This window comes from Paenibacillus wynnii (genome assembly GCF_000757885.1).
Lineage (GTDB): Bacteria > Bacillota > Bacilli > Paenibacillales > Paenibacillaceae > Paenibacillus_AQ > Paenibacillus_AQ wynnii.
Map to the genome: position 1 here is coordinate 805427 of NZ_JQCR01000002.1, position 14685 is coordinate 820111.

Consider the following 14685-nt stretch of genomic DNA (forward strand, 5'->3'; position numbering starts at 1 on the left):
ACTGCTTGATCTATTAACTTCCTGCCAGCCAAGCAATCAAGCGATGATTGATTGCTTCCTCACTTAAGTCAGGGAACAGCTCGGCAGCAGTTACATAATCGTAAAGACGCTCAAGCGGTTCGCGCGGATCTTCTTTTTTAGCTTTGGCATCGTTTTTCAGCACGGTCCATATATCAAGAACATATTGACGGTGATCCAGCTCAAGCTCCGCAAAGAAGCTCCGAAGCTTTTGAACATCCTCGACGAATTCCGGGCCAAAGCGCTCTTCCACATTCCCACGCAGCAGAGCAATTTCCACCTCGTACATTGGGCGTTGAGTTTTCGCATCTTTACCGATCCAAGGCGTCTCCAGTATGAATGGCCGACCTGCTAATGCCGGATGATGAACCACCTTGTTAAGGGATTCAAAACCAATCCACCCAGACCCCACAGGCGTATGACGGTCTTTGCCCGCTCCGCAAGGGTTTTTGCTGTCGTTAACATGGATAACACCGATACGATCCAAGCCGATCGTTTGGTCAAAATGCTCCAGCACTCCATCTAGATTATTCACGATATCATACCCGGCATCATGAATATGGCAGGTATCGAGACAAATGGATATTCGATCCTTATGCTCCACTTTCTCGATCATAGAGGCGATTTCCTCGAAGCTGCGGCCCATTTCTGTGCCCTTTCCAGCCATAGTCTCCAGAGCTATATGAACCTCAGTTTCATTCGTGCCGCCTAAGACCTCATTAAGTCCGTCAGCGATTCGTTGAATGCCGTATTCCGCATCCATATCGGTAAATGCTCCGGGATGAAGCACAATGTGTTTCACTCCAAACGCATGCGTACGACGGATCTCCTCTTTAAGGAAATCAACGGCCAGCTTATATGTACTTTCCTTATAAGAGCCTAGATTAATAATATATGGAGCATGAACGATGGTATCTTCGATGCCGCTACTCTCCATAGCCAATTTTCCTTCTATAGGATACAAGTCATCAATTGGCTTACGGCGTGTATTTTGCGGCGCTCCGGTATAGAACATAAATGTGCTGGAGCCGTACTCGTTTGCCTCATTGACCGCACTCAGCAATCCCTTAGGTGAGCAGGACACATGAGAACCTATTTTCAGCATGCGACTTCCCTCTTTCTTTCACGAATTAAACCTTATTCTAACGTGATTAAGAAAATAAATCTAGGCAAGCCGGGGTATCCCCTTTTCCGCTACGCAAAACTATAGATATACGTTATAATTTAGGTCATAGAGAATTTGTGACAATAATCATTGTCGAGGTGAATAATACATGTCCAATAATTTTGAACTGAGTCTATTATCCGTATCACCGAGCAACTGGTTTATGAACTCCATCGCATTTTGGACGTTTTTACTGCTGGGCACCATGTGCATAGGCGGTTTCTTTATGTTCCGTAAATTTCTGAAGGTGCTCCCTAAAGCTGACGGAAAATCCAAATTGGATTGGCAAAATTACTGGGTAGAACGCAGCAGACCTCTATGGAGCGATGAATCCAAAGCCTTTCTGGATCTGCTGGTTCAGCCTGTACCCTCACCGTTCCGCGATATCGCCAAGCACTCGATTGCTGCCGAAATCGGCAAGATTGCAGTGGAGACCCATGCGCCGGAAGTAACACGCGATCACTGTATTAAGGGCTATATTGTTGCCACGCCGAGACGTGATAACCGTTTTCTGGTCAGCTTCTTGGAAAAGAACGGAATCGATTATTCTCCATACCGCCATTTAATGAAGTAAGTATAGTCCAAAGGAGGACTCCAGGTTGAAATATGCAATATGCGGAGGAACCGGATTTATCGGCAGTGCTCTTACTAAATATTGGCTTCAGGCTGGACACGAGGTTGTGATTATCGGAAGAAAAATACCAGACACAACCTCGAGTAACCCGCTGCTTCATTACATGACCTGGGATCATCTATCCTCAAATCCCAATCCCGTTGAAGGCTGCGATGCCTTGGTTAACCTCGCCGGAGCTTCACTCAGCCAGCGTTGGAGCTCGAAAGGAAAACAAGCAATTAGACAATCACGACTTGAAACCGTTACCGCAGCTGCTACACTCATCGAATCTATTGAGCATAAACCATCTGTTGTTATACAATCCTCTGCGGTTGCCATTTATGGCACTTCCGAGAAGGACACCTTTGATGAATCCTCTCCAGCCCGTATGATGGATTTCCCTTCGGAAGTGGTTAGAGATTGGGAAGAAGCAGCAGACCGTTCCTACAAGGATGTTCGCCTAGTTATACTTCGTACCGGAGTCGTTCTTGGCAACAAGAGCGGAGCTTTCCCCCAAATGAAGCTGCCCTACCTACTTGGTTTTGGAGGTAAAATCGGCAGTGGCCGCCAGTGGGTGCCATGGATTCATCTCACTGATATCATTGCCCTAATTGACTTTTGTATTGCTAACCGTGAGATATCAGGTCCTGTGAATGCAACTGCCCCGGAGCCTGTCACTAATGATGAATTTGGAAAAACAATCGCCAAAGTATACCATCGTCCGCATTGGTTTCCTCTGCCTTCTTTCTTACTAAAGACAGCACTTGGCGAGCTTTCTGAGATTTTGTTAAAAGGTCAACGTGTTCTTCCGCAAAAGGCATTAAGTCATGGGTTCACCTATGCTTTCCCTAAGATTCAAGGTGCCATGGAGCAGTTAAAGTCCGAATGAAATTGTAATGGATCAGAATGCAATATCATGCAGTCCGGAACATGTAATTGCCCTTCACAATTGTAAATACATCCCCTTCTGCAAGCTGATATTCCTTATACGGAATCATAGACTCTCCTTGAAAAAAGGTGCCGTTTCGTGAATCAAGATCCTTAAGTATGTACCCGCCTGTACTTCGGGAGATTTCCGCATGTACGCGTGAAGCTCCTTCTGACCTTTCAATATATTGTGCTACTTCTGTAGACCGACCGATAATGAAGCTGGGCCGATTCAGCTCAATTCTTTCCCTAAGACCGTCTCCCTCATCGTCGTACCTCTCCAAATATGGCACTTGGTGCTGCACTTTCCCTTGTTCTTTCACCGTAGGCTTCTCTCTGGATAACAGAGCGGTTGGTGGAATTGGCATTGGGATGGATGCAGCCACTTGCGATGGTGCTTCGGCTAGAAAATTAGCGGGACTTGGGCCGCTGCGAGAGGCTATTCTAGGTTCAGGATCATGTCGGGGTATTGCACTTGGCCCACTGCTACTAAGCGAAGGTCTGCTAAATCTTTGCTCTCCATCCCCTGACTTAACCCCAGTCATAGCCCTCCTTATCTCTGCTTCCTCATCTTCGTCTGCTTCACCGCTGCTCCCTCCCAGATGCAATTTCCCTAACCAAGCCAGGCCGCTAATAACAGCTAGCACAACGCTGATCACTCCACAGATCAATAAAGCCAGTGAATTCGGATGATTGAGATATAAGAATTTCCATAACAACGCGCCTCCCAATAGACAACCCAATACAATGTATATTTTCGAGCTGGATGTATTAGTTGACTCGGAGTTTAGGCTATCGGACTTGTTGATAACATGATCTTCCTCCATGCTTTGAAAACTGGGGTACCCGCCTGTCCATCCGACTAAGCGATTGGGGACAGTCTGTTCCTCCACCGCTACAGCAGCTATGGTTGCTCTACGTTCAACTGTGGAGATAGGGTTTGCTTTTATAGAGTCCCCGCCTTCCGTCAGCAGTTCGGCAAGCAGTGCCTTCAGTCCTCCCGATGAGAAGCCTTCCTCTCCGCAATACTGTAGAAGCCTCTGCACTCCGGTTCCCCTTAGCTCAGTGATTGAGGCCATTAGCACCATAATTAAAGATCGCATGCTCTCCCCGGGTTTATGAGTTGCAGCAGGATTATCCCATGGAATATAGGCCAAGTACACCTTGCCGTTTTGCAGCGATCCTTCTATAAAAATATAATCCTCGTGTAAGGCGTACATCACCGGGTCCAGCATATACAGCCTCCCTTCCTCCATACCCTGAGCCACTTGCAGAAGAAGTCCGAAGAAGGCATTCATAGATAACCTTTCACTTTTCAAAAGATGGGAGAGCATCTTCTTGCCGGTGACCGCGTATTCCAGCGTAACTCTTAAATCAATTTCCTTGAGATATAACTTCAAGTGATTGGGAATTTTCGTATTTATCATCATCCGGGTCTGCACTTTATTGAGCTTGCCCACTGACAATCCATCGGGCTCATCAAGCACCATACATATACCATCCCGTTGTATAAAATCACAGGTCAATCCAAACAACAGCAATCACCCCATTTTAAAAATATAGATACGCACACACCGAACCGGGGATGACAGCCAGCATAAAGGGAAAGCGCAGCTGTTCTTTTCCCCGTCCTTTTAGAACGCTCAGATCATGCAATACAAAAAAAACAGCAAGTTTGCTAAAGGTATTGCGTAAACGAGTTCCTGTTTCGTGTCGCCATAGCACAATGATCCAACCAATCAATGCCCCGATAAAAACCGAGTACATAATAACCTGAGCAGTGAACAACATCCCCGTCCAGGCTCCAATACCCGCAAACAGCTTGACATCCCCTGCCCCAACCGCACCCATGAAATGCATAATAAGTAATAGAGCAAACCCCGCCGCGGCACCGCAAATTGCAAATAAGAATCCTTGCCAACCCTGCACAAGCGCTTGAAGCACCAGTCCCGTAAAGAATGCGGGTACTGTAATCCAGTTCGGTATTCTCATTGAACGTATATCTGTAAACAACGCTGCTGCCAAAAAAGGTGTACAGCCCCAAAATGCCCACTCCGTCATAGATTTACTCCTTCTTCGCCCTCTCTTCTATTTCACAACAACAAAGGTCACTTCAATAGATTGGCCGTCATCAGTCTGAATGGTAAAAGGCCATGACCCTGGCGTCGTATTCACCCCGATCTTCCACTCCCACTCGATATACCCTTCACTGTCCGCTTGCTTCCAGCCCAAATATTTAGCACTGCTTTTGCCACTCTTATAAAAAATCGTTAGATTTGCTGATGCATTGGGTTTGATTTTCGCACGGATTTTACCTTGTTTATTAGCCACCCCGGGATTGGGCTTCTCCAGAATAATAATTGCATCCTTTTCACCCTGATCGTCTGCCGCTCCTCCATTACCGTATTCCCCCGTATCCCCAATCCATAGTCTTTCAACCGCACTGGCCTCCAGCACAATTCTTTGGTTCAGAAAGGGCACCCTCATCGGCAGCTCGTAGCTAACCTGGAGCCCGAAATAAGGACGTGTATTATCTTTTATCTCTGGAACGATCACGTTGGTTACATGGATTCTTTGGTATTCGAGAATATTTGCAGCCAGATAAGGCTTAAGCAAGGGCTTTACGGCCAAATCCAAAACGCTCTGTGAAGCCTTCGCCTGCAGTTCCTGCAAAGGGCCCTCCCCCTTCTGAACCGCACCTCTCACCCAATCGTCTAATGGTGCGGGCAATGAGGTAGCATACTTCTCGCTCCAATCCGTAAGTGACAACCGGGGAATACTCCAATTAGCGGCTGGCCGAGAAGCAGTCTCTCCTTCAGATTTTGGAGAACCGGGAGTTTCTGCCTTTTGGACAGCCAAGGCAGCGGGATACATATGTGTAGACACTACCTTGACAGTATCGGATACGGTGCTTTGCAGAGCCGTGGAATACAAGGTCATCTGAATTATAAAAATCAGAAATAGAACAAAGAGCAGAAAGATGGGCATTACCATTGCCGCTTCAACAACCATACTACCCTCGTTCTTCACCGCCATCCCTTTACGGCATCTGTACCTCATCGTCCCACTACCCTTCTACTAATAAGAAAAATCCGCCCGTATTGCCTTGTAATAGGTATTCTTCTGCACATCACCTGCAAGACCGGCAGTGTAATCCAGTGCTTTGATTACACCGGGCAAGAACCATAATCGCGTTCCCAGCTTGATCTCTGATGAAACATACGTGAATTTCTTCGCAGGATTGATTCCTGTATTCAAGCGGATAAGAGCCAGCATGCGGGACAGCTGTGCTTCTCCACCACCGTGTAGCAACAGGAACAGCCGGAGATAATCACGGTAGGTAAGCTCAGCCGGTACATATTTGGATAGCGGAATTGAACCCTTGTTGCACAGAACAACCATATCTTCAATAGCTTTACTAAGTCCGTATAACAGTGCCGCAGCCGTAATTGCCAATGGGTTGCCTAGAGTCGCCTTCTCAATAAATCCTTCCATAGTCCGCACCGCAAGCCTCATTGCAAATATTTCACTATATGCCGCTGCTACATTGCCAGCCGGATTATGGAATCCATATAAAATGTATTCCAGCTCTTGCTGATGGGGATCCATCTGATCTGACAGCTGTTGAATCCCGTTCCCTTGTCCGTCTCCCGATAGAGATGTGAGTCCGGAAACATCAAAATGCGGAAAATAAAGGGCGGAATATTCATTTTGAAAAAGTCGATCCCTTGCCCCGCCTAAGACACTGCCCATTGCTTCATATATTCCATCCATATCATCCATAGCCGCACTTCCAGCGGAGTAAGGATCGGAAGATGCCTTTCCTTCTTCAGGCAAGCTCTGATTCAACCCTATATTAAAGCTGATATTCTCGTCATAATATAGCCGGAGTGTATCATAACGCTTTAGGGAGTCTCCCGCTTGTTGGCCCATATTGCGAATCTTAGTTATAACATCCATGGCCTCGCGCAATTTGACCTTACTCTGTTTCTCAGTCTCCTTACGCGCCTTATCCGAGGTGCGGTGACTTTCAATAGCTGCTTTATCACGGGAAATTTGGACACCCTCATTCCCATACTCCTGGACATAAGAGTAAGTCACTTTCGAGGCCCCTAGCACAGAAGCTGTTAGCCACGAAAGATCCGCGTTCAGGCCTGAGGCGCTCCCAAGAGCTGACGGTAACCCAGATACCTCTTGCAAAATCGATTGGTAAGCGTGATCCTGCGCGGATATCCCTGTTTCCAAGCTACTAAGTTCAGATGCGGAGAGGAGCAAGCTCTCCCCTTGTTCGCGGAGATTGGGTACTGCAGTGTCGCTGGTTCCCTCTAAGCTCCCGGGAATATCCCAGGATTCAGCAGAAGTATAACCAGGGCGGTTATTAGTATTTCTTGACTGCTCTATTACAGCTTTCATACTGTCATTTAGTCTCAATGCCTCATTGAGTGCATTTCTTGACTCCTCCATTAACCTCGAATGAGTCTCTTGAAGAGTAATTAGTGCAGCCTGGAGTCGGGATGTAACCTCAGAGGATTGCGATAAATAATTAGAGATTTTGTCCCTATATCTGGGTTCCTCATCCTCCTCCAGATCCATGTCGGCATAAGCTTTATAAACGAAATCACGATATTGTCCAACAATATCCGCTGCATTAGAGACACCACCAACGCCTTGATAAGGGATTGAGGTCGACCCTGGTGGACTTATGATTAACTCAAGCATTACTTTTACGCTTTCGGCAGCTTGACTGCGACGCTCCAGCATTAGATCCAACTCATCCTCACGTTTGTCATATAAAGGCTGAAGTTTGCTGAATAGATCTATCGAACGTGAGGCCTCCCCCATAGCAGCAGATACCGGCTTGAACTTTCCAGCCAATTCCAGAGTGAAATCAATCGGAGCCTTATACTTCATTTCTTCATTAATTTGGCGCCGGAAAATAGCATATTCACCTAAAGGCCGGCCCCACTCCAAGGAGGATGATTCCAGAGCCAGAGACAGGAGATTGAACTCATCCCCTCGTCCACTCTTGCGCAAATTATCACTTAATACTCTGGCTAATAACTGCTTTCCATCGCTATCCCCAAAAGCAAACAACCCATAATCTTCTTTGAGCTTGATATCATACGATGACATTACAGATCGAATAGCGGCCCGGGCCAGCCGTTCTCCTTGCGTGTTGGCGGCAGCAATCCGTGCATAATCAATCAGTACTGCTGCAAACAGGAATACAAACGCCAGAACCATAATTAGAAATACAGAGACTGAGCCCTCAGTGTGTCTTCCCCGCCGCCAACGCCGCCGGGAACATGTATGATGAATATATGGACGGGGTGTTAATGTCTTCATACCAGCCTCCCTCTTGTCCATAAATTACTTATGGCGATATTCATCCGAAACTTCATTTCATTTCTTGAGTTTGCCTACCATTTCAGAGGCATCCTTTGGTTTCATTGCTGCTCCTGAGTCTTCATTTCCGGATCGTCCCTGAAACTTAGCACCGTAGTAGCGCATCAGATCAACTGAACGGATGAACTCAACAGGCTCAGCTATCAATGATTGAGCTTCAACTGCCGGAACACCTCCATCTGTTAATATTTCATCCAGCACAGGGAGATCCAGCAGGTGTTGAAGCTTTAGGCTTACTTTTCGGCCGGTAAGGCCAAATGTATACTTTATTTCTCCCGGCATATTAACCGGAACCTTCACAGCCGATTGCCCTAGCTTCACTTTCGGTAGATCTTCTGCAGAGCCTTCAGTCTTGTCAGGCAGCAATACCGTCACACTCCCGCTTCCCGCTCCTGCTCCAAATAGTGAACCCAGCAGGTTATCTTCACCAATACGCCAGTAAAGAGAATCATATTGACCTGCTGCAAAGGAGCCCGTAGTCTCTTTGTGACTATTGTCCCAAGTATAGGCTCCACGTTCAGCAGTGGCAGAGGCCACCTGAAGTAGCACCGATTTCTGATAGCTGTAGAGGCAGAAGAATAGCAGCAGCATCGTTATAAACATAATAATAGGCAGCAGGAGTGAGGCTTCAATCGTAAAGCTGCCGTCTTCTTTCCACAAATTACTCAAATACTTCCTGGCTTTTCTCTCCAGCAGTGGAGATCAGACTTTTGACTACCTTTACAATCTCTTCTCTAAACACCAAGACGACAGCTATTAATACAGCGATGATTAAGATCATTTCCAAGGTACCCAACCCTTCTTCATCTCTCCAAAATCCCATTGCATTTCCCCGTAACGTTGATATCATAGTCTCATCCTCCTACATATTTAACATCATGAATGCCGGTGTTCCCACCAATACAATTACAATCAGAAAGATAACCACCATCGGAAAAACCAACTTTGCGGAAGCCTGCTCACCGCGTGTCCGGCTAATCGCCTTTCGTCTCTCCCATAACATTCGGGACAAGTCACGAAGAGATAAAGCAAAATCTCCCCCGCCCCTGCGATAATTAAGCAATACCGTTGTAGTGAAAAGAGCCACCTCCTGCACCGCACACCGCTTGCTGAAATTTTCAAAAGCCTGCTGGAAGGAATAACCGCTCTCCCATTCACTGATCATAGTCGCCAGTTCACGGTATAACGGGTGGCTTATATCCCCTTTTCGGCTAGCTGAACATCGAACCAGAGCTCTCTGCACCGTCTCACCTGCACCTACCAGCAGTACAATACTATTCAGTAGTTCTGGTAGCTCCAGCGTTATCAGCTGCTCTCGCAGCTTTACCTTTTTATGCAGATCACTCACCAGTGCAATGGGAAGCGCCCCTGCCAGAAACGTACCCAATACTATTCCAATACGCTCTCCGGTAATCAATGACAGTGTGCAACCAGCTATTAGTAGCAACCAACTGTAACTCAGCATCTCGCCCAAGAAGAGCAAAGTACGCTCTGCACCCTGCCGTGCGCCTTGGCTTTTTTGAATGGAGCGCTGGATTTTAAATATCACTGAAGGGAAATAGCTTGTGATCCGACTCGCTTCAACCAGCAAGAGCAGCGGTTCCCCCACCTTCCGAAGTCGAATTCCCTCCATAGGTAAGCCCCTCAAATTAACGTACCTTCTGCCACTTTTCAAACGAAGTATAAACCAAGCAGCCGCCAAAATCAGGATGACTGCACCACAGATCCCGCGCATCGTTTCACCCCCCTTCAGAGCGGAATATCCATGATCTTCGATATCCAGAGATAGCATAGAAACAGCGCCGCCAATGCCAACGTTGAAATTGCAAACCCAGCCCCTGTATACATGGGCTCCATATAATCGCCGGCTGTTAGGCTCATGAACATTACCATGGCTAGTGGAGAAACCAGTAGTGCCTTAGCCTCAAATTTCTTCTGTGCAACAGTTACGGCTATTTCCTGCTGAATATCCAGCTTCTCGCTTATAACGGTTGAGGTACGGCGCACTACTTCAACTAAATCTCCCCCGGTCCGTTTGCAGACGGTGAATACATCAGCGAATCGGTCAATGTCCTCCATTCCTGCTCTTCTGCTGAAGTCGTGCAGCGCTTCCTCAACAGGCTGCGCATATTCTAGCCGGGCACAAATAATATTCAGCTCAGCTATCATATCGCTACCGCCTTCGGGGTCGAGCATAAGCAGATCCTGCACAGCCTCCCGAAAGGCATTCTCCACGGATCGCCCAGCGGACAACGAGGAGGACAAGGAAAACAGTGTCTGCTTGAAATGCAGATTCAACGCCGCACGCCGCCTTATCATCAAATAATTCCTTAATAGCCGGGGAGCATAACCCGCAAAGGGAACCAGCGCAAGCGATAAGATCCAATGATGATAAAAGAGATAGCCAACCCCAAACAGCAGCATTCCTCCCATACCTAAGGCTGTGACTTTTTGCAGCAAGGTTAGTTCATAGACAGTATAGTTCGGCAGTAATTGTGCAAGTTCCATCTTAGTCAACCGCCACCTCATTCCTATCCAGAGCTCTTAAGTGAGATAAAGGATGTGCATGAATACCGGACATTCGAAGCTTATCCGTATGCAGCAAAGGGTTTCCGGTAGGCATCAGCCCTCCCTGTACCCGTCCGCTCTGCTCCCCCGTCTCCTGAAATTCGTACAGGGGGTTTAGCAGCACTTCTCCGTCCTTCAAACCGGCGACCTCACTGATTTCCAACACCCGACGCGTTCGATCTCTTAACCTAGATAAATGAACAAAGATATCAATGGCTGACCCAATCTGCTGCCGCACTACTGCGATAGGTAGATCTGCTCCACTGAGGACCATTGTCTCCAACCGGCTGACCATATCCCTCGAACTGTTCGAATGGCCCGTTGACAATGACCCATCATGTCCCGTATTCATCGCCTGCAGCATATCGAGGCATTCCGCGCCACGAACCTCTCCAACTACAATCCGGTTGGGTCTCATCCGCAGGGAAGAACGAATCAGGTCCCGGATGGTGATCTCCCCCTTTCCCTCAGTGTTAACGTTCCGTGTCTCCAGAGAGACCAGATTGGGCACCGTTACAATTTGCAGCTCCGCAGAATCTTCTATAGTAATGACACGTTCCTGAGGAGGTATGAATTGGGACAATGCGTTCAGAAAAGTGGTTTTGCCAGAGCCCGTACCCCCGCTTATAAAAATGTTATATTTAGCAGCAACCAAAATTTGCAGAAGCTCTGCTGCCTCTGGACTGAGTGCATCACGGCGTACCAGATCATCCATGGTCATCGGTGACTCCGGAAATTTCCGGATGGTCATCGCGGGACCTTTTAGCGCAACGGGAGGCAAAACGATATTAACGCGGGAACCGTCCTTCAGCCTTGCATCCACTATAGGGGAAGATTCATTCACCACTCTGTTGACACCGGACACTACACTCTGGATAATATCCTCCAGTCTGCTTGCCGATTCAAAAGCCAAAGGAAGCCGGCGAATCTGCCCTTCCTCCTCTATGAAAATATCGCGATGACTGTTAATCATAATTTCAGTGATGGCCGGATTATCAACCAGCGGCTGCAATATATCTAATCCCCGGAAAGAATCGAATAATCTTTTGACAAGTTCAAGCTTCTCCTGAGCCGTGAGATAACGAAGATTCTCCCGTTCAAAGGTTGTCCTTTCGATGTAAGTGAGTAGTTCACGGTTATCCACTGTAGAGGTAACATTAAGCCCTTCCCGAATATCATTTCGAAGCTTTCTGAACATTTCCTCATTCATAGCGGCTCTCCATAGCAAAAGTGTGCGGCAGCATAGGCCCCAACATTCTCCTGCATAGCTGAAGAATTTCCTGATGGAACAGGGGGGAATTCAGATACAACTCGCTGCGGTACGGCTGATTCCAAGAAGATATATACGGTAGGATGCTGTCTAGCGGTATGCCATCGAGGGGTGGTCTTTCACCAGACACCTCCGAAAAGCAATTCATAACAAACCTGCTCCTGTCGATCAGACCCGGCGGCTCCCCCCCATGTGGGGCGGCGTAATGGGACAACCACTTCCCAGCCTTATGTATACTTACATCATCATCTCTAAGCACCCACAGCAGGACACCGCATTTTTCCATCACAGCCTCCGTACGCTCTTCCCCGATACTTCCCGTATCGATGATTACAACGTCATACCGTCTCCCGGACGCTACAAGCTCCATTAGATCCAAGGTGTCCCTCTTGTTCATTTGAAGCATTTCCTTTACATTGCTTACCGGTTTAAAAGCGTCACACCGCGGGTTCTCATGGCGTATGGCATAACTCTGTATTTCTCCTTGAATCCCTGCCTCCGAGTCTCTGTTGGCCTGGATTTCGTAGAGCAATCTCTCTAACCCCGGCATATTGTCCCTAATCGAACGGAGATATAGGCTGCTGCTGTCCACACTCTCCAGATTGAGGTAGAAGACTGACAAACCAAGATCACTTAGCTGCTTCACTATATTTAAGGCGATTACTGTTTTTCCGCTGCTCCCGCTGCCGGATACTACCCCAAGCAGAAGGGTCTCCCCCTCAACCGCAGAGCATGCCCGTGTCCGCTCCACTTCACATAGCTGCAGCATAGAGGTTAGCAGCGAAGGGAGTGCTTGATACTTGGCTATAACTTGTCCGGCGGATAAGCTCTTGCTAATTTTCCCGATCATCCCTCCTTCCTCGCTAAGTACGGCCCATGGAACTGCAACTCTGCCCTCTACCAACCAAGCTTCAATAAAAGCTGGATCTCCTACTACGGCGTCCGGCACCTCCTCTTCCTTCATATATTCCACAAAAGTATCCATCCGGCTAAAAGCTGTAATATGCAACCTGTCCCCGTACTCGCTGTGACGAACATAATGCAGCAAGGGTTCAATATACTGACTTTCCCGCACAGCAAGTACAATTCTTGCGGCCATGGAACTCCTCCTTCCCCTAAAAAAAGACAGCAAAAAAGCACCGCCAATAACCGCGTGAAACGGTTATAGAACGGTGCTTCCGTTACTATCCTTTAATTTACAGCTATAGTAGCATATATACAGAAAGCTATCAATGATTATTTTTTCACATATAGATTGGACTTAAGTTTTTTGAGGCTCTTTCTCGAAATCAGTGCTTGAATTCCGTTTAGGTCACTGTACCGGGAACGATTTCGTTCTAACTTCGCCTATGTTTCACAGGGATCGGGGCAACAAATCCCTATAGGTAGCCAAATCCGGGTTACGTTCGGTGAATTACAGGGGAAAATGCCCGCTAATACCGACCGAAACGCTATGTAATTGAGATTAGAGGAAAAATACCCCTATAATCTTACCCATACCGTCCCAAGGAGGTATATTCTCAAAATTAGCGTGCGAAATTCCCTCTGTTTGCCCAAACGGGGTGCCAGGTGCAGAAATAGAGGGAGAAAAACCCTCTATTGTGCGAAACAGACTTCTGTCCTTCTCGTCACCTATCAAGCACTGATTTTAGTGCAGCATTCAGGCTATAATCTACGATGAGGAGTGTGAACATCATGAACCATCAATTCACCTTAAAAGCTATGCTACTGCTCATTTTACTTTTAATGCTAGTTGGATGTCAGCTAACCCCGCAAGAAACCGACCCCAATAGGACCCAAGTTCAGCTCATACGTACTATTGATGGAGATACCTTGACTGTTACCTATAACGGGAAGCAGGAGAAAGTGAGACTGCTGCTGATAGATACGCCTGAAATGTCCGATTCTATTTACGGGAAGGAGCCTTATGCACAGGAAGCCAAAAGCTATACAGCGAAGCTGATACAAAATGCCGAGAGGCTGGAGCTAGAATTCGATGACGGGCCGGAGCGGGATAAATATTCGCGATTACTCGCATATGTATACGTTGATGGTATTATGCTGCAGGAGGCTTTACTGAAACAGGGATTGGCACGAGTCGCTTATATCTATCCGCCTAATGTGCGACACGTAGATATGTTCAAAGAAATTGAAGATAAAAGCCAAGATATGGCCTTAGGCATTTGGAGTGTAGAGGATTACGTGCAAAAAGATGGTTTTCATCCAGAGGTAATGATTGAACCCTAAAAAAAAGACCCGGCTACAGGAATCTCCGCCGGATATCTGGTGTGGGAAGAAGACACTGTTCGTCAAGCCCGAACCAGCGGTAACGATTCCTAGCTACATAACGGTACAATACGTTACGCAGTGGGGGCGGCAAGAATATGAACCCATATGCAACAGGCCACGGATAACGCAGCCTACGAGCTATGCGAAGCACTGCCGCCGACTCGGTATAATAGACTCCGTTCTCCAGCAGTACAACCGTACTTAATTGTCCGCGCTCCAAGACTATGCCATTCATATGAATCAGTTCTTGAGCAATTTCACTCTGTAGGGAGGCGAACATGAACCTGCCCTTAGGGTCTCGTGGAATAATAAACCGAACCAACCCTTGGCATAGATGGCATACACCGTCGATCAGCACAATGGATTTCCCTGCTGTAGGATCTACCGTATCTACCTGCAACCCTTCATGCCCCCGTTCTTCGCTCATTA

General features: G+C 47.3%; 15 protein-coding genes. 3 read left to right on the top strand and 12 right to left on the bottom strand.

The window, feature by feature from the left end:
• Positions 1-13: 13 nt before the first annotated feature.
• Entirely contained in the window at positions 14-1123 is a 1110-nt protein-coding gene (locus tag PWYN_RS06225) for a deoxyribonuclease IV (protein WP_036649563.1), read from the bottom strand.
• Between the two features lie 169 nt (positions 1124-1292).
• On the opposite strand from PWYN_RS06225, the gene PWYN_RS06230 reads away from it, so the two are divergent.
• Both PWYN_RS06230 and PWYN_RS06235 read left to right on the top strand, forming a co-directional pair.
• Positions 1293-1757, top strand: coding sequence for a DUF2621 domain-containing protein (locus PWYN_RS06230; RefSeq protein WP_036649566.1), 465 nt, complete (start codon positions 1293-1295; stop codon positions 1755-1757).
• Positions 1758-1782: 25 nt separating this feature from the next.
• Positions 1783-2685, top strand: coding sequence for a TIGR01777 family oxidoreductase (locus PWYN_RS06235; RefSeq protein ID WP_036649567.1), 903 nt, complete (start codon positions 1783-1785; stop codon positions 2683-2685).
• Positions 2686-2710: 25 nt separating this feature from the next.
• Here PWYN_RS06235 and PWYN_RS06240 read toward each other — a convergent pair whose 3' ends face one another.
• From PWYN_RS06240 to PWYN_RS06285, 10 genes are all read right to left on the bottom strand, one after another.
• Positions 2711-4213, bottom strand: a complete 1503-nt coding sequence (locus PWYN_RS06240; RefSeq protein ID WP_036649570.1) for a DUF6382 domain-containing protein — start codon at positions 4211-4213, stop codon at positions 2711-2713.
• Between the two features lie 61 nt (positions 4214-4274).
• Positions 4275-4784 (bottom strand): A24 family peptidase, encoded by a 510-nt coding sequence (locus tag PWYN_RS06245; protein ID WP_036649572.1) that lies wholly within the window; start codon positions 4782-4784, stop codon positions 4275-4277.
• A 27-nt stretch (positions 4785-4811) separates the two neighbouring features.
• A complete protein-coding gene (locus tag PWYN_RS06250) occupies positions 4812-5783 on the bottom strand; it encodes a TadE/TadG family type IV pilus assembly protein (RefSeq protein ID WP_036649575.1) in 972 nt (323 codons plus the stop codon).
• Between the two features lie 18 nt (positions 5784-5801).
• Positions 5802-8069, bottom strand: coding sequence for a hypothetical protein (locus tag PWYN_RS06255; protein ID WP_052087791.1), 2268 nt, complete (start codon positions 8067-8069; stop codon positions 5802-5804).
• 57 nt (positions 8070-8126) lie between these two features.
• A complete protein-coding gene (locus tag PWYN_RS06260) occupies positions 8127-8798 on the bottom strand; it encodes a TadE/TadG family type IV pilus assembly protein (protein ID WP_036649577.1) in 672 nt (223 codons plus the stop codon).
• Positions 8791-8979: a Flp1 family type IVb pilin gene (locus PWYN_RS06265; RefSeq protein WP_036649579.1), complete on the bottom strand. Its 189-nt coding sequence runs from the start codon at positions 8977-8979 to the stop codon at positions 8791-8793. The genes PWYN_RS06260 and PWYN_RS06265 overlap by 8 nt, the downstream gene beginning before the upstream one ends.
• A 12-nt stretch (positions 8980-8991) precedes the next feature.
• Entirely contained in the window at positions 8992-9864 is an 873-nt protein-coding gene (locus PWYN_RS06270; protein WP_036649581.1) for a type II secretion system F family protein, read from the bottom strand.
• 14 nt (positions 9865-9878) lie between these two features.
• Complete coding sequence (locus PWYN_RS06275) at positions 9879-10637, bottom strand: type II secretion system F family protein (protein ID WP_240479693.1); 759 nt, start codon at positions 10635-10637, stop codon at positions 9879-9881.
• Between the two features lies 1 nt (position 10638).
• Positions 10639-11907 carry a TadA family conjugal transfer-associated ATPase gene (locus tag PWYN_RS06280; RefSeq protein ID WP_052087793.1) on the bottom strand — a complete coding sequence of 423 codons (1269 nt, stop codon included), beginning with the start codon at positions 11905-11907 and terminating at the stop codon, positions 10639-10641.
• On the bottom strand, positions 11900-13066 hold the full coding sequence (locus PWYN_RS06285) for a P-loop NTPase family protein (protein ID WP_052087794.1): 1167 nt from the start codon (positions 13064-13066) through the stop codon (positions 11900-11902). Before PWYN_RS06285 ends, PWYN_RS06280 begins: the two co-directional genes overlap by 8 nt.
• Positions 13067-13662: 596 nt before the next feature.
• Between PWYN_RS06285 and PWYN_RS06290 the strand changes: the two genes are divergently transcribed.
• The gene (locus PWYN_RS06290) at positions 13663-14214 is read left to right on the top strand and encodes a thermonuclease family protein (RefSeq protein WP_052087795.1); all 552 of its coding nucleotides are present in this window, start codon (positions 13663-13665) and stop codon (positions 14212-14214) included.
• Between the two features lie 13 nt (positions 14215-14227).
• On the opposite strand, the gene PWYN_RS06295 is transcribed toward PWYN_RS06290, so the two are convergent.
• Positions 14228-14683, bottom strand: a complete 456-nt coding sequence (locus PWYN_RS06295) for a thiol-disulfide oxidoreductase DCC family protein (RefSeq protein WP_084146623.1) — start codon at positions 14681-14683, stop codon at positions 14228-14230.
• Between the last annotated feature and the right edge of the window lie 2 nt (positions 14684-14685).